This window comes from Nocardia ignorata NBRC 108230, from assembly GCF_001612905.1.
In the GTDB taxonomy this organism is placed as follows: domain Bacteria; phylum Actinomycetota; class Actinomycetes; order Mycobacteriales; family Mycobacteriaceae; genus Nocardia; species Nocardia ignorata.
In genome coordinates this window covers 1-15,048 of the sequence record NZ_BDBI01000034.1, presented here as the reverse complement: position 1 = coordinate 15,048, position 15,048 = coordinate 1, and the positions used below count along the sequence as shown (strand labels likewise).

15 protein-coding genes are annotated in these 15,048 nt (G+C 69.7%); 1 reads left to right on the top strand and 14 read right to left on the bottom strand.

What is annotated here, in order from left to right:
• Positions 1–28: 28 nt before the first annotated feature.
• Complete coding sequence (locus tag NI2_RS26340) at positions 29–595, bottom strand: EF-hand domain-containing protein (RefSeq protein ID WP_084476829.1); 567 nt, start codon at positions 593–595, stop codon at positions 29–31.
• Between the two features lie 537 nt (positions 596–1,132).
• Here NI2_RS26340 and NI2_RS26335 point away from each other — a divergent pair.
• Positions 1,133–2,170 carry a helix-turn-helix transcriptional regulator gene (locus NI2_RS26335; RefSeq protein WP_067495968.1) on the top strand — a complete coding sequence of 346 codons (1,038 nt, stop codon included), beginning with the start codon at positions 1,133–1,135 and terminating at the stop codon, positions 2,168–2,170.
• Between the two features lie 20 nt (positions 2,171–2,190).
• On the opposite strand, the gene NI2_RS26330 is transcribed toward NI2_RS26335, so the two are convergent.
• From NI2_RS26330 to NI2_RS26270, 13 genes are all read right to left on the bottom strand, one after another.
• A complete protein-coding gene (locus NI2_RS26330) occupies positions 2,191–3,465 on the bottom strand; it encodes an FAD-binding protein (RefSeq protein WP_067495966.1) in 1,275 nt (424 codons plus the stop codon).
• Between the two features lie 51 nt (positions 3,466–3,516).
• Positions 3,517–5,061, bottom strand: coding sequence for an alkaline phosphatase D family protein (locus tag NI2_RS26325; RefSeq protein ID WP_133734237.1), 1,545 nt, complete (start codon positions 5,059–5,061; stop codon positions 3,517–3,519).
• A gap of 115 nt (positions 5,062–5,176) precedes the next feature.
• Positions 5,177–6,613, bottom strand: coding sequence for an ABC1 kinase family protein (locus tag NI2_RS26320; protein WP_067495962.1), 1,437 nt, complete (start codon positions 6,611–6,613; stop codon positions 5,177–5,179).
• Positions 6,614–6,768: 155 nt separating this feature from the next.
• Positions 6,769–7,542, bottom strand: coding sequence for a sporulation protein (locus NI2_RS26315; RefSeq protein ID WP_067495959.1), 774 nt, complete (start codon positions 7,540–7,542; stop codon positions 6,769–6,771).
• An 84-nt stretch (positions 7,543–7,626) separates the two neighbouring features.
• Positions 7,627–8,355: a lysophospholipid acyltransferase family protein gene (locus tag NI2_RS26310; RefSeq protein WP_067495956.1), complete on the bottom strand. Its 729-nt coding sequence runs from the start codon at positions 8,353–8,355 to the stop codon at positions 7,627–7,629.
• A 117-nt stretch (positions 8,356–8,472) separates the two neighbouring features.
• Positions 8,473–9,462, bottom strand: coding sequence for an ROK family protein (locus NI2_RS26305; RefSeq protein WP_067495953.1), 990 nt, complete (start codon positions 9,460–9,462; stop codon positions 8,473–8,475).
• A complete protein-coding gene (locus NI2_RS34675; RefSeq protein WP_067495950.1) occupies positions 9,459–10,169 on the bottom strand; it encodes a hypothetical protein in 711 nt (236 codons plus the stop codon). The genes NI2_RS26305 and NI2_RS34675 overlap by 4 nt, the downstream gene beginning before the upstream one ends.
• Complete coding sequence (locus NI2_RS26295; protein ID WP_084476854.1) at positions 10,166–11,410, bottom strand: ArsA family ATPase; 1,245 nt, start codon at positions 11,408–11,410, stop codon at positions 10,166–10,168. The genes NI2_RS34675 and NI2_RS26295 overlap by 4 nt, the downstream gene beginning before the upstream one ends.
• 26 nt (positions 11,411–11,436) lie before the next feature.
• The gene (locus tag NI2_RS26290; RefSeq protein ID WP_067495947.1) at positions 11,437–11,877 is read right to left on the bottom strand and encodes an SRPBCC family protein; all 441 of its coding nucleotides are present in this window, start codon (positions 11,875–11,877) and stop codon (positions 11,437–11,439) included.
• Positions 11,878–11,889: 12 nt separating this feature from the next.
• Positions 11,890–12,279 (bottom strand): polyketide cyclase / dehydrase and lipid transport, encoded by a 390-nt coding sequence (locus NI2_RS26285; RefSeq protein WP_067495944.1) that lies wholly within the window; start codon positions 12,277–12,279, stop codon positions 11,890–11,892.
• Positions 12,280–12,322: 43 nt separating this feature from the next.
• Positions 12,323–13,450 (bottom strand): glycosyltransferase family 4 protein, encoded by a 1,128-nt coding sequence (locus NI2_RS26280; RefSeq protein WP_067495941.1) that lies wholly within the window; start codon positions 13,448–13,450, stop codon positions 12,323–12,325.
• A gap of 63 nt (positions 13,451–13,513) precedes the next feature.
• Positions 13,514–14,503, bottom strand: coding sequence for a peptidase MA family metallohydrolase (locus tag NI2_RS26275; RefSeq protein WP_084476825.1), 990 nt, complete (start codon positions 14,501–14,503; stop codon positions 13,514–13,516).
• Between the two features lie 4 nt (positions 14,504–14,507).
• Positions 14,508–15,048 (bottom strand): NlpC/P60 family protein (locus NI2_RS26270; protein ID WP_167355152.1); only part of this gene is annotated, 541 nt, incomplete at its 5' end.

Genomic DNA, 15,048 nt, shown 5'->3' with positions numbered 1-15,048 from the left:
GGCGCGAAAGAGCCTGTGCCGCCGACGATCAGGCCAACGGGCCGATGTCGCCGTAGAGCCAGTTGCCGGGTGCCTGCGGATCGGAGCTGGTGTAGTACTCGTGCCAGGCATCGAGCAGTTCCTCGACCGACAGGGAACCGCTGCCGTCGCGGTCGAGCCGCTCGAAGGCCAGGCGGCTGTTCTCGGGCGAGGTGCCGAAGGCACGCTGGTACTGGAAGAACTCCTCGGGGGAGACCTTGCCGTTGCCGTCGGCGTCGCACAGCGCGAACAGGGCCTCGGCGAGCGGGCGGAAGCCTTCGCGGTACACGTCGCCACTGGCGGCGAACTTGCGCAGGCCTTCGCGCCATTCGGTCTTGCTGATCAGGCCGTCGCCGTTGGTATCGAACTCGGTCGACACGTTCTCCCAGAAGTTCTGGAAGGCGACCAGCAGCGCCTGGGCCTTGGGGGAGTCGAACGGCGCGTCGAGGTAGGCGATGATGCGAGCCGCCAGAGCGATCACGTCTGCCCGTTCCATCACCCCGTCGCCGTTCTGGTCGCCGTGGCCGAAGCACACGTCGAACTTGCGGTCGAGCATGTCGGATACCACTGAAGTCATTGCTGATACCACCTCGTCAGTAAGGGAGGGACACGAACTGTGGAATCCCGCAGCGAAATCGCAAGGGATGCGGGAGATCTCGAAGTTAGACCGCGGTCATCAGTCGGTGCAATGGTCCAGTTAACGCCTCGAATGCCGGTCGCGACGTGCTCGTGACACCTAATCGCCAGGCCGCAGCGGGGTTGCCGAACTCGCGGCGGCGCTGCCGTGCGATCGGGTTTGGCACGGTTTTCTGGTGAAGATGGCACGGAAAATTGGGCTCAGCCGCTCACGGCCCGAATGCGCGGAAAGCGGTCGGGAAGAGACGAGTTCCCCTGTTATGCTTGTGTTTTCGCAGCTTGGGAGTTGTCGGCACGGTCGAGCTATCGGGGACAGGCGCGGAGGTGGGGTATGCGGATCTATGCGGGTGTGCGCGAAACCGATGAGCGGCAACACGGTGGGCGAGATGCACCCGGTGGACGCCGGGCGGGCCATTCGTCCGGCCGAACCGGTGATGCGGAGACTGTTCCGTCTGGTTTGTCTGATTCAGGGCAATCGATGGGCGAACACCCGCATCGTGAATTCGCGTGCCTGCTCGACACGGCAGGCCGAGGCGGCGGCGGGGGGATCGCCCTGCGCGGGCCGCGGGACCTGAACCGTCTGGCCTTCGGGTGCCGGGTGCGCGCCGACGAGGACTTCAGCGCCACCCTCTGGACCCTGAGCACGGGCTCGGTGCTGGTCGCCCGGTTGCGCACCTCGGGTATCACCGCCGAGCGCGACGGCGGCGCCGCCCGCGATCATTACGGCCAGTACCTGCAGTTGAGCTTGGTGATCGATGGCCGGGTCGCCCTCGCACAAGGGGGCGCCCGCTCCGTCGCGGCGTCAGGTCAGGCGTTCGCGGTCTGCCTCGACTCGCCGTTCCGGTCGGTGCTGTCGCGAGGCGAGGCGTGCGCCGTCGACGTGCTGCACCTGTACGTGTCGATGGGTGCGCTGACCGCTTGGGGTCTGGAACCCGCCGCGGCGGGCGGTCAGGTGTGGGCGCTGTCCGGCGCCGCGGTGTCGGCACTTCTGTTCGCACGCGACCTCGCTTGTGGCGCAACGAGTCCCGCGCATCTCGGCATCGCCGCCCGGATCGACGAGATCGTCTTCCGTTCGGCCGTGGTCGCGCTGCTGGAACGCGACCTGGCCGGGGCCGCGATCGAGATATCCACCGAGGACATGCTGCGCCGCCGCGCGATCGACGTCATCGACCGCGGTTTCACCGACCCGGCCACGAACCCCGACGCGGTGGCGCGACGACTGCACGTGAGCAGAAGGACGCTGTTCCGCGCCTTCGAGCTGCAGGGCCTGTCCGTCGCCGGACTCATCCGTACCCGGAGACTGGTCGCCGCAGCGACCGCGCTCAGCGAAAGCTCACGCAGTATCCGCGAGATCGCCGAGACCTGCGGATTCCGCACGGCCGACCAGCTCTCCCGCGCATTCCGGGCCGAATACGGCGTGCCACCCGCCGCGTACCGCACCGCACGCCGCGCCGACACGCTCACCGCCAGGTGTGCGCGCCAACCCTTCGTGCACACCACCAGAACCGCGTTCTGATGCGGGAATGCGTGCAAATGTCAGACGCTGTAGCGCAGCGCCTGCTCCGAACGGCAGATGTCATCGATACCCGCGACGATCTCCCGCAGCTGCTCCGAGGGCAGGGCCGACGGACGCAGCCGGCAGGTGAAGGTGATGAGGCCGTAGTCGGCGGGGGTCAGGCCGCGGGCGGCGGCCTCGGCCCGCAGGTACGGCGAACGCACACCGTAGGTCATCGCGGAGATGACGGTGAAGCAGCCGGAGCGTTCGCGGTGCTCGGAGAACAGGTCGTGCAGGCCGTAGAAGACCGAGCCGTAGTTGGCCAGCGGGGCGAACACGCCCACACGGTAGGCGGGGCCGCGCTCGGAGGAGTTGATGACGGTGTCGGCCAGGTACTCGGCATCACGCATGGTGAGCACCTTCGGCGCGAACATCAGCGCGCCGGCCGCCGCGTTGCGCACCGGCATACCGGCGCGTCCGCCCGCCGCCGAGGCGATGGCGCCCAACGACTTACGGGTGCGGGTGCCGACCTCGCGCCGCGCCCGCAGACCACGGGTGGGAGCGGTGGGGTACAGGCTCGACCACTGCCCGAACCGGACCGCGCCGAGGGTGACCTGTCCGGTGCCGACGGGGCGGGTGACCTTCAGCGGCGCGGTGTCGACCCAGCGTCCCACCTGCAAAGCCGCGCTGCCGGGGTTGGTGATCTCGGCGGTCGCGTGCTCGACGAAGGAATCGAAGTCGAGGAAGCGGTCGGCGTCGGTGGTGAGCCAGGTGTGGTCCTTGTCGACCTCGACCACATCGAGGGTGAGGGCGGTGATGATGCCCGCGCGCCCGCCCGCGCCGAGGATGCGCTGGAACCGTTCGGTGTGGTGGCCACGCCCGCAGGTGCCGATCCGGCCGTCGGGGTCGACGTACTCGAGGTCGACGATCTGGTCGATGAACATGCCGTAGCGGTGCGAGGCGGTGCTCACGCCACCGACGGAGGCGAAACCGCCCGCGGTGATGTCGCGGTGGTCGCCGACCACGGGCAGGCCGAGGCCGTGCGCGCCGAGGCGCCGGTCGATCTCCGACAGCTTCGCGCCGGCCTGCACCCGCACCGTGCGGCGGCCCAGATTGATGTCGAGGACCGAGTTCATCTTGCGCAACGACAGCACGCCGCGCTGATCGGCCAGCCCGAACGAGGACTCTTCGGTCGGTTCGCCGCCACGTACCGTCAGACGTTCGGCTCGATCACGCGAATCACGCACGGTGCGAACGACATCCGCAGTGTCGGTGGGGAGATATTCTTCGGAGGTGACGGTATGCGGCGTGCCCATGACCGCATAGCTAACCACAGCGCGGCGATTCTGGCGACGGGTAGTTCCCACCTATTTCCGCGAGGGCGGAAGTTGCTTGCTGAACAGGACTTTTCCGGTCGCGTCACACAGGTCGACCGTCAATTCCCCGGTGCCGCCGTCGATGCGGACCTCGCCGAAATGCTGGTACTCGAGATCGAGCGGCGAGGTGTTCGGCGCCGGGGGCGCGTGCACGAAAACGGCCTCGGGTCCGAAAGTCGGATCGAGCGGGTTGGGACCGAAGGCGCCCGCGTTGAGCGGCCCGGAGACGAACTCCCAGAACTCGTCGAAATCGGTGAAGTTCGCGCGTGCGGGCGAGTAGTGGTGCGCGGCGGTGTAGTGCACGTCGGCGGTGAGCCAGACGACGTCGCGCACCTTGTTCGCCTTGATCGCCGACAGCACTCGGGCGATCTCCGATTCGCGGCCCGACGGCGCGCCCGGCGCGGCATTGGCGACGCCTTCGAACGCGGTCTTGCCGTCGGGGACCACCACGCCGATCGGCAGATCGGCGGCGACGATCTTCCAGGTGGCCGTGGACTGCTTCAAACCATCGATGAGCCATGCCGTCTGGGCCGCACCGAGCACCTGGCCCTGGGGTCCGGTGTTGGCGGTGTTGGCGTCTTTGTAGGCGCGCATGTCGAGGACGAACACGTCGAGCAGCGGGCCGTAGGAGATCTTGCGGTAGAGCCGTCCGTCGACGGCCTCGCGGGGTTCGAGCGGCATCCACTCGTGGAACGCCTGCCAGGATCGGGTGGCGAGGGTGTCCATGTTGCGCTCGGTGTAGCCCTTGTCGGCGGCGACCGTGCCGCCGGGCGACCAGTTGTTGGTGGTCTCGTGGTCGTCCCACTGCACGATCTGGGCGACCGAGGCGTTGAAGCGGCGGTAGTTCTCGTCGGTGAGGTTGTAGGCGTAGTTGCCGCGGAACTGGTCGAGGGTCTCGGCGGGCTGGTTCTTGGCGTCGGCGGTGATATTGCGCCACACGCGGCCGTCGGGCAGCGTGACCGATTCCTTCAGCGCGTTGTCGGCATAGATGACGTCACCGGAATGCAGGAACAGGTGCGGGTCGCGAGCGGCCATGGTCGCGAAGACCTTCATGCCGCCGACGTCCGGATTGATGCCGAACCCCTGACCCGCCACGTCGCCGGACCACACCAGCGAGATGTCGGCGGGCGCGGTCGGGGCGGTGCGGAACACGCCGCTGAGCGTTTCCGAGGCGGCGCCGTCCTCGCCTTCGAGCCGTACCCGGTAGTGCACGAGTTGACCGGCGGGCAGGCCGTTCACCCGCACGCGGCCGGTGCCGTCGGAGGCGGGAGTGAGAAGCGGGCCGGTGAAACGTCGTACGTCGTCGAACTTCTCGGTGGCCGCCGTTTCGACGACCAGCGTGGCGGGACGATCCGAGCGGGCCCAGATCAGCGCGCCGTCGCTGCGCGGGTCACCGACCGCGACGCCGTGGGTGAGGGCCGGCCTGGCCCGTACCAATCCGGGGCCGTCACCACAGGCGGCCAGCGCGGGGCCGGTGAGCAGACCGAGAGCGGAGGCGCGCAGCAGCGTGCGCCGGGACATCGCGAAGTCGACCATGTCCTGCACCGTGCCCGGACGAGTCGAACGGGCGGTCGTGTGTACGGCAACAGCCGATGAACGCTGCCGGACGGAAAGACTCACGTCCACCTGGGTGAAAGGAACTGTTCAGAGGTCAAAGACCGACGGCGGCAGCGGTTTCGGGGTACCAGCGGGTGCATTCCGCGCGGAGCGGGACTGCCGTCTGAAGTTGGCACAGGATGGCGACGCCGCCGAGGAACGAACGCAGTAAGGGCGTGTCGGCGGGTGGCATGGTGAGCTGGCGCAGGATGTTCGACAGGCTCAGGTCGGTGGCCAGGCGGACCTGCTCGCGCAACCAGTCCGCCGACAGCGGGTAGGTAGGGGACATGAGTGCTTCGCGAACAGGGCGAAGACGCTCGGCGACGGTGGCGATGTCGAGGTCGCCACCGGGGGCGACATAACCGTGGCGGCGCAGCGCGGCTTCGAGGTCGGCCACGGATTCGGCGACGACGGCGGCGCCCACGTCACCGGCGACGGTGAGGAACGCGGGCGTCCAGGGCGTGCACGCTCCGAAGTCGACCACCCCGAGCCGCCCGTCGGGCATGCGCAGGAAGTTGCCGGGGTGCGGGTCGCCGTAGATGAGGGAGGCGCGCGCCGGCGCGGAGAACAGGAAGCGCAGGATGAGTACGCCCAGCCGGTCGAGCTCGGCAGGTTCGGCGCGAGCGATCAAACGCGACAGCGGGATTCCGTCGAGCCACTCGGTGACCAGTACGTCGCCGCGCTGCGCGATCACCCGGCCGACCACCACGTCCGGGTCGTGGCGTAGGGCGGTGCGGAAGTGCTCGAGGTTGGCGGCTTCGCGGGAGTAGTCGAGTTCGGCGCCGATCTCCTCGCACAGCGCCTCGATCACCGGACGGATCTCGGCACCCGGCAGCAAGGCGGTGAACAGGGGAGTGGCGCGACGCAGGACGCTCAGATCCGCCAACACCGCTTGCCGCGCACCGGGGTACATGACTTTCACCGCCACCGGTGTGCCGTCGTGCCAGCGGGCCCGGTGCACCTGACCCACCGATGCGGCCGCCGAGGCGCGGTCGTCGAACTCGAGGAACAGCGAACGCCAGCGGGGGCCCAGATGGGTGGCGAGTTCGGTGTGGACGGCGGCGGGCAGCATGGCAGGGGCCGAATCGTGCAGGCGCGCAAGGGCTCGGCTGTACGGTTCGGCGAGATCGGGGGCGAGCCCGAGTTCGAGCAGGCCGAGCAACTGGCCGAGTTTGGCGACGCAGCCTTTGAGTTCGCCGAGCACCTGGAAGAGGTGTTCGGCGGTGCGGTGGCGGATCTCGCGCTCCACAGTGGCCGCGTCGCGTCCGGCCGCCCGTCGGCCGATCCCCGCTACGCGTCTGCCCATATAGGCGACGGGCACCGCCGCCAGCCTGGTGCCCCGGGCGACCCGGCCGGTGGGCGGCGCCCCGTCGGGCTTGCGGCGGGGAAAACGCACGACACGACCCCCGTCGAATCCATCTGCGGCCATGTCCACCTCGCCCTCCCCGTCGACGGCCACGCGACCCACATCCTCGGCCTGCGTGTGCGGCACACGTTACCAACCGGTCGTGGTGGCGTCCGCACATCAGGACCTGTCGACCAGGCGACTGCCCGAGCAGAGACGCGCCTGCGTGATCCGCTGCCAGGTGCCCCCGGGCTCAGCCGGACCAGACCGCAGGCGAACTGAGCCGAACATTGCGAGGTGGCTCAGCCGAGGGCGCCGAGCCGGTGCAGGCTCTGGTGGATCTCCCGGGTCCAATCCTGGTGTGCCAGCTGGGCGTAATCGACCCAGAACATCCCGATCCCGTCGCGGGTTCCACGGAGCAGGCCGCCCTGGATATCGGCTTCCAGGACCACGGCCATGCCCGTTTCGGTAGCGATGAAGGTGACCTCGAGCTGGTTCACCCGGGGAAAATGCGGGGAGCGGCCGAATTCGAGTTCCTGGTAGAACGGCAGCCGCTGCGGTGTGCGGTTGATCCGGCCCGCCTCCACGTCGGTGCGCAGCAGCGGAAAACCCATGCGCCGCACGGCGTCGAGCACCACGTGCTGAGCGGGCAGCGCGCCGATACCGATCGGATCGGTATCGGTGGAATCGACCGCACCGTGCAGATCGACCACGGTGCGCAGGGCCACCGCCGCGCCGGGCAGGTGGTGGCCGTCGAAGAAGGTGATCGGGGTTTCCAGCGGAACAGGTGCGGCGAAACGGAATTCGGCGATCCGGCCGGCACCGAGCGTGAACGGCCCGGTGACGGCGACGCGGCCGAACGCCTGATCGGCGACGCGCTCCTCACCGTCGGAGTATTCGCGCTCGACGCGGGTGATGAACTCGACGGCCACCTGCCCGACCGCCTGATCGACACGCCCGCCGCGCAACCGGATGACACCCTCGACGAGACCACCCGGTTGCACACCGGGAGTGAACAATTCGGTGTCGACCTCGGCGCCGCCGACACCGGCCGCGGCCAGCATTTGCTTGAACATGTGACCAGTCTGGCCGACGGCCCTTACGAGATGCTTATCAGGCGCGGCGGTGCCGAGCCGGCCTGCGGCACAGGGGGATCGGCGTCAGCTGGCGGCGCGGTCGGGAATGCGGGTGGCCTCGATCTGGTGATCGGTGGGCTTCACACCCTTCTTGAGGCTGTGGGCGTACACGTCGACGTATTCCTGACCGGTCAGGCGCATCAGCTCGTACATCACCTCGTCGGTGACGGCGCGCTCGACGAAACGGTTGCCGCTCATGCCCTCGTAACGCGAGAAGTCCAGCGGCGCACCGAACTTCAGCGTCACCCGGTGACGGCGCCACTTGAACGGTCCGGGCGGAGACACCTTGTCGGTGCCGATCACCGCGACCGGGATCACCGGGACACCGGTCTCGAGCGCGAGGCGGGCCATACCGGTCTTGCCCTTGTAGAGGCGACCGTCGGGGGAGCGGGTGCCCTCCGGGTACAGGCCGACCAGGCGGCCTTCGTCGAGCAGTTTCTTGGCCGCGTTGAGCGCGTCCTCGGCGGCGGTGGCGCCGCTGCGGTCGATCGGGTACTGGCCGGTGCCCGAGAAGAAGAACTTCTGCAGACGGCCCTTGAAGCCGGGGGTGGTGAAGTACTCCGCCTTGGCCAGGTAGTTGATGCGGCGCGGGCTCAGCAGCGGCGCGAACAACCAGTCGGCGAAGGAGAGGTGGTTACCCGCCATGATGGCCGGCCCGTCGGTCGGGATGTTCTCCACACCTTCCACAACGGGTCGGTTGTACAGGTGCATGAACGGTCCCACGAGTACGAACTTGAGCAGCCAGTAGAACATGGCGTCCTTTCCCCGGGGACCGGGATGGTCGTGTGCAGCCTCGTCGGAAAACGACTTTACCGCTGGTCGCAGGTCACAACCAACCAGGACGGTAGCCGACGGGCATGGGTGTGACCCTCATCTCCCGGTAGTACCCGCCAGTGGCGTGCCAATCGCCGCCCGGGCCAATTCGGCGGCCCCGATCATGCCCGCCGCCTCGCCGAGCTGGGTCGTGCGCAACCGGACGAGGGGGCGATGACCCGAGCCGGTGACGGCACTCGCGTAGTGCTCGCGGGCCTCGTCGAGGAACAGCGGCGCCGAACTGCTCACCCCACCGGCGATCACCACGAGATCGGGGTCGAAGATGTCGCTGACGAAGGCGAGGCCGAGGCCGAGCCAGCGCGCGAAGTCCGACATCACCCGCACCGCGAGCGGGTCGCCGTCCTGGGCGGCACCGGCCACCCGTCGGCCGGTGAGCGAACCGGGATCGCGGATCACATCGCGCGCGAGCACCGAACGCACGGGGTCGGTGGCGAGCATTTCGATCGCGGTGTCGGCCAGTGCGGTTCCGCTGCAATAGCGCTCCCAGCAGCCGCGTTTGCCGCACGCGCAGGCGCGGCCGTCCGGGACCACCTGCAGGTGGCCGAGTTCGGGTGCGACGCCGTGGCTGCCGCGGTAGAGCCGGCCGTCGATGAGCAGGGCCGCGCCGATGCCGGTGCCGATCGCCACGAGGACGACGGTGTGCCCGCCTGCCGCCGCGCCGAAGCGGTACTCGGCCCAGCCCGCCGCGTTGGCGTCGTGCTCGAGGATCACCGGCAGTTCCAGCCGGGTGGTGAGCCGCTGAGCCACCGGCGCGTCCTGCCAGGGCAGGTGCGGGGCGAACCGGACGGTGGTGCGGTCGGCGGAGATGAACCCGGCCACCGCGAGCCCCACCGCCGCGATGGGATGCCTGCGGGCCAGTTCGCGCACGGACCGGTCGATGGCGGCCTCGAGCGCGCGGGCCGAATGCGGTGTCGGCGCCTGCACGGTGTCGAGCACCTCACCGTCGGCGTCGACGACGGAGGCGCGGATATTCGTGCCGCCCACGTCGACTCCGACGGTCAGTGGGTGGGTACTCGCCTGGCTCATCCCCGGATCGTGACCGGAATATCGACATAACGCGAGCGTGGCGCGCGGGCGCCCGCGGGCCGCTCCTCGCCGTGGGCCGGACGTGTGCCTGCACCTGCGGTGAACTGCCCTGCGCCCGACGCGGTTTCGTCCGCCGGTTCCGGGGTGATGTGCGGGGTACGTGCGCTGAATTCGTCGACCCGGCGTGGGCGGGGGGTCGGCTGTTCACCGAAACCGGTGGCCCGTGAGGAATCCTTGGGCGTAGCGGACCCGTCCGGCCGCGGCGAGGCGGGTCGATCGCCACGCGGGCCGCTCGGCGCGTGCGAGTTCCGCTGATCGCCGTGCGTGGCACCGGCACCGCTCGTCGGATGTGCCCCAGGCGCTTCGTCGGTCGCGTGCCCGGGGTGGCCCGCGGCGTGATCGGCCCATTCCGGGGGCAGGACCGGCTCCACGGGGACGCCGGCGAGGGCTTCGCGCAGGACCGTCACCATCGAGGTGCCGTGTTCGGCGAGGGCGGCGACGACGTCGTGATGGTCGCCGCGGACCAGGGCCGCGGCCGCGCACACCGGGCACCAGGCGCAGCCACCGAGGTCGGCCGCGCCGTCGGCGGCGGTGCGGCGCAGCACCGGCTCGACGCGCGCGAGCAGCACCTCGGCGAGCAGGCGCAGTTCCTCGGCGAACTCGGCGAAACCGTCGTGGTTGCGGTCGGACTGCCTGTCACTGCTCATGTGCGCCTGGCCTTCGTGTAGTTCGGATCGGCGGGCCACACCTGCGGATCGGGCCGGAACCGGACAACGAGATGACCGTCGTCGAGCTCGGCGCCCGCCACTGTGCAGCGGCGAAGCACCGGCGCGAGGCGCACCCTGGTGCGCACCCCGTCAGCTCCCACGATCAGATCGTCCTCCACTCGGCCCAGCCGCAAGGTGCCGGGATCGACCACCGGCAGCCGCATCCGCATCGCGTACACGGAGTCGACGCCGGAGCCCGACTCCCATCGAACCATCGGTTCCCCCGATTCCGCAGCCCCGAGCGACGGGCGGGACAGCGTGTCGACCGAATAGGAGAACGCGGACAGCGCGCTCAGCCCCACCGGTTCGGCCCCGGCGTGCTTGGCGACGACGATCGGGGCATCGGTGAGCTGCTCGTGCAACCGCGCGACCACCTCGAGCTGCTCGGCGCGCCGATTCAGATACCAGTGCACCGCCGGGTGCGCGTTCTCACCGGGCGGCGGGACGGGTGCGAGCACCTTGTTCACCACCACCGCGTCCAACCGCAAGCCGAGCAGTGCCGCGGCCGACCGCACCCGCCGCGCCTCGGCCACCGCGACTTGCTCCGGTCCGGTGACCAGGCGGGCACTGGTGCGGGCGCGGTCGGCGAGCAGGTCACGGACCTGGGTCACCGCGTTCACCACCCGCTCCACGGCCGCGGCGAGTACCGCTTTGCGCAGGTCGGTGCCGATCGCGCTCATCGTGCGAGCGTGCTTGGGCCAGAGCCGTTCCAGGTAGTTGAGCAGGGTGTCGGGGGCGGTGACGATTCGCAGCATGTCGGCCGAGGGCGGACAGTCGACCACGATGACGTCCCAGTCGTTCTCCTCGGCGAACTGCCCGATTTCCACCAGCATCAGCAATTCCTGCACCCCGGGCAGCCCGGTGAGCTCGGCGGGATCGAGTGCGGCCAGGTCGATGCCGTGATCGTGGCCGCTGCCCTTGTCCAGCATCCGCACCACATCGCGGAACCGGTCCTCTAGCAGGGCGAGGGAATCGATCTCGATCACCTCGAGACCCGGCGCCACCCGGGCGACCCCGGCCACCGTGCCCGGGTCGTGCGGGAAACGGAAACCCAGCGCATCGCCGAGGGAATGCGCCTGGTCGAGCGAGGCGATGAGCACCCGTTCGCCGGCGCGCGCGTAGGACATGCCCGTCGCGCAGGCCAGCGTCGTCTTCCCGACCCCGCCCTTGCCGACGAACAGTTCGACGCGGGTGATGCCCGGGGCGCTCAGCCCTCGACCCGCTTCTTCAGTTCGTTCAGCGCCGTATCGGTGATCACCTTCTCGGCCTTGCGCTTGAACATGCCGATCATCGGGATGTTCAAGTCGACGGTGAGCTCGTAGGTCACCTCGGTGCCGCCGCCGGGACGGTCGAGCAGTTCGTAGCTGCCGTCCTGGGCCTTCTGCAGGTCCCCCTCGAGCAGGTGCCAGCTCACCGCCTTGCCGTCGGCACGCCAGGTGTAGCTGAGGGTGTAGGTGTCCTTGACGACGCCCGCGTCGAGCACGAAGCGCGCGGTCGCGGCCCGGCCCGCCGCGTCGGTGCCGAGCACCTCGACCGATTTCGCCGCGGCCACCCATTCCGGGTAGGACTCCAGATCGGCGATAACGGCCATCACCTGCTGCGACGGCGCCTCGATGACGATCGATCTCTTGGTCCGGTCGGGGGCCATGGATTCCTTTCGTTACAGCGCCGAGGCGGGTGCGACGCCCGCGGGGCGGCCCGCTTCGAGCCGTGCCTTCAGTTCGAACGACATGTCCTTGCCCGCGACCCGCCGCGCGCGGTTGGCGGCGGCCAGCGCGCGCGGGGTGAGCGGCTTGCTCGCGGTGGGCTCGGCGTGCAGGAAGTAATGCAGGATCGCGCCGTCGGCGACGGCCTCGAGCCACACCTCCATGGTGCCGGTCAGCGGGCCCGCGACCGTCCAGCGGATGCCCTTGTCGCCCCGGTCCTCCCGCACGTCGAGGTACAGGTCGGGCCACCAGCGGCGCCAATTGTTCGGTGCGCCGAGCACCTCGGCGATCGCGGCGGGCGGCGCGGCGAGAAAGGTCTGATCGGCGACCTGGATACTGCTCACCTCGCTGAGAGTAATGGACGCGCCACCGCGACAGTCCGGGGTGTCATCCGAGCAGTTGCCGCAGACGGGCTCCCTGGCGATCCCAATGCCAGTTCCGCTGCACCCATTCGCGGCCTGCGGCACCCATGCGCGCGGCGTTGTCGCGGTCGGTGAGCAGCTCGACGATGGCATCGCTGATCTGCGGCAGCGAACGACCGTGCACGACCAAACCGGTCTCGCCCTCGCGCACCGTCTCCGGCGCCCCGCCGGAATCGCCTGCCACCACCGGCACCCCGGTCGCGGATGCCTCGAGGAACACGATGCCGAGACCCTCCACGTCCAGCCCGGCGCCACGGGTGCGGCACGGCATGGCGAACACATCGGCGATGGTGTGGTGGGCGGCGAGCTCACCGGAGGGGACGCGGCCGGTGAAGACCACGTTGTCACCGAGGTCGAGGGCCTCGGCCAGGCCGCGCAACCGGTTCTCGTACGGTCCGCCGCCCGCGATGACCAGCACCGCGCCGTCGACCCGTTCCCTGATCTCGTTCATCGCGACGATGAGCATGTCCTGGCCCTTGCGTGGCACCAGCCGCGACAGACACAGAACGGTCGGCCGGTCGCCGAGGCCGTAGCGGGCGCGCAGCTCGGCGCGGGCGCCCGGGTCGGGGCGGAATTCGGACGGATCGACGCCAGGGGGTAGATGTTCCAGCGCCGCGCGCGGGCCGAACGCCGAGGCGAACCGGCCTCGGGTGTACTTGCTGACGTAGGTGACCACATCGGTGTTCTCGCCGATCGTGCGCAGCACCTGGCGCGAACCGGGCAGCATCGACCAGCCGACCTCGTGCCCGTGGGTGCTGGCCAGGATGCGTTCGGCGCCTGCTCGCCGGAGTGCGGGCGACATCGCGGCCAGTGGCGCGGCGGCACCGAACCAGACTGTGTCGCAATCGTTTTCGCGCAGCAGTGCACTTGCTCGCCTGATCACGGCTGGTGTGGGAAGCATGAGTGTGGTCGGGTGGCGGACCACGCGGAACTTCTGGGTGGCGTCGAACTTCTCGTGACTGTCACCGCGCCAGCGGGGGGCGTAGACGACGAGGTCCTCCGGGGGCAGCTGCTGGGTCAGTGCCTGCAGATAGGACTGGATACCACCCGGCCGAGGTGGGAAATCGTTGGTAACCAGGAGAGTTCGGGCCATAGTGAACAACCTAATGTGTCGGTGCCTCGACGAGGGGCGGCGGTCGGGCGAGGTGGCCGGTGGTCAGACAGCGTGGGCGCGCAGCCAGGAGCGCCAGCCGTCGAGCAGCTGGGATCGGGAGGCACCGAGGACGGTGGTGAACGCCGCGTCCTGTGCTGCGGTCGACTGCGGGCCCTGCGCGAGCTGCCGGTACAGCTGGGTGAGCGTGGCCGGACCGTGCTGGTCGGCGATGTATGCGCACGCGCTCCACGCCGATTCGTAGGCGAAGGCGGCATCGGTGCCGGTGAACTCGGCGTCGGTGACCAGGTCGGCAGGCAGCGTGCCCGCCCGTAATCGGGTGGTGAGTGTCGGGGCGATCTGCGAGAAGGTTTGACCGCTCGCGCGCTGGGCGACGTACTCGGCGAACCCCTCGAGCAGCCACTGCGGCGCACCGTCGACGGTGACCGCACGGGTGGCCACATGGGTGAGTTCGTGGCGCAACAGGGTCGCCATGCCTTCGTCACCGACGCGGCGACGGGCATCGGGGTTGAACACGATGCGCTGCTCGGTGGGTTCGGTACCGGGCACGTAGGAGCCGGTCAACGACACCGCGGCGACGTCGGCGGTGGTCGACGCCCCCGCCCGGCGGGTCAACGCGGTGAACTCGGCGCTGTTGCTCGCGACCACGATGACCGGTGCCCGGTTCCACTCGGTGCCCCACACGGCGCTGACGTCGGCGATCGCGGGCGCGAGCTGGACCTCGAGCACCTCGAGATCGGCTTCGTGGCCCGGATGGGCGACCACCAGTGCGGTGTCGGCGCCACCGGCCTCGACCTGACGCACCAGGATCGGGCCGAACGGCTGCACCTCGCGGCGCACCGGGGCCAGGCGCGGCTCGTCGATGCCGACGGTCGTGCCGAGCACCTCGGCCTGATCGGTGGCCAGCTGCAGCGGTCCGGCGTTGCGCGGCACCAGGATCAGGGCGACACACGCCCCGGTCAGCAGGGTGACCGAGGCGAGCGTGAGACAGAATTCGAGTCGGCCACGCGCCGACAGCCAGGTGCGCACGTTCACGGCTTCAGTATCGCCGGGCCGAGTGATAGGGGGTGGTGTCGATCGGTGCGACGGCGACCGGCACTCCGAAGGTGGAGGCGTGCACCATCATTCCGTTGCCCGCGTAGATCCCGACGTGCGAGATCTCCGGATAGAACAGCACCACGTCACCGGGTTGCAGATCTTCCTTGGCGACGGGCGTGCCGTACCCGGCCTGCGCGGAACTGGTGCGCGGCACGTTCTTGCCGACCTGCTTGAAGGCCCACTGCACGAGACCGGAGCAGTCGAACTGGTCGGGGCCGGTGGCGCCCCACACGTACGGGTCGCCGACCCGGGTGAGGGCGGCGGCCAGCGCGCTCGTTCCGCTACCGGGAACAAGGCCGGCGAGCAGGCTGTCTCGATCGAAGCCGGGCGGGAAGGGGGAGCCGGCGAGAGTGGACTTGTCGCGGGCCGACAGCGCACCCCACGCCTCGACGACCTGGGTGGTCGCGGCCGCGAGGTCGGCACGTTTGCGGTCGACATCGGCGCGCACGGCCTCGGCGGCGGCGGTCGCTGCGCGGGCGACA

Coding starts and splice junctions, on each gene's coding strand:
- NI2_RS26315 (WP_067495959.1), bottom strand. CDS start 7,542: ATGTTCAAGCAAATGCTGGCCGCGGCCGGTGTCGGCGGCGCCGAGGTC.
- NI2_RS26340 (WP_084476829.1), bottom strand. CDS start 595: ATGACTTCAGTGGTATCCGACATGCTCGACCGCAAGTTCGACGTGTGC.
- NI2_RS26310 (WP_067495956.1), bottom strand. CDS start 8,355: ATGTTCTACTGGCTGCTCAAGTTCGTACTCGTGGGACCGTTCATGCAC.
- NI2_RS26290 (WP_067495947.1), bottom strand. CDS start 11,877: ATGGCCCCCGACCGGACCAAGAGATCGATCGTCATCGAGGCGCCGTCG.
- NI2_RS34675 (WP_067495950.1), bottom strand. CDS start 10,169: ATGAGCAGTGACAGGCAGTCCGACCGCAACCACGACGGTTTCGCCGAG.
- NI2_RS26325 (WP_133734237.1), bottom strand. CDS start 5,061: ATGGTCGACTTCGCGATGTCCCGGCGCACGCTGCTGCGCGCCTCCGCT.
- NI2_RS26280 (WP_067495941.1), bottom strand. CDS start 13,450: ATGGCCCGAACTCTCCTGGTTACCAACGATTTCCCACCTCGGCCGGGT.
- NI2_RS26330 (WP_067495966.1), bottom strand. CDS start 3,465: ATGGGCACGCCGCATACCGTCACCTCCGAAGAATATCTCCCCACCGAC.
- NI2_RS26305 (WP_067495953.1), bottom strand. CDS start 9,462: ATGAGCCAGGCGAGTACCCACCCACTGACCGTCGGAGTCGACGTGGGC.
- NI2_RS26335 (WP_067495968.1), top strand. CDS start 1,133: ATGGGCGAACACCCGCATCGTGAATTCGCGTGCCTGCTCGACACGGCA.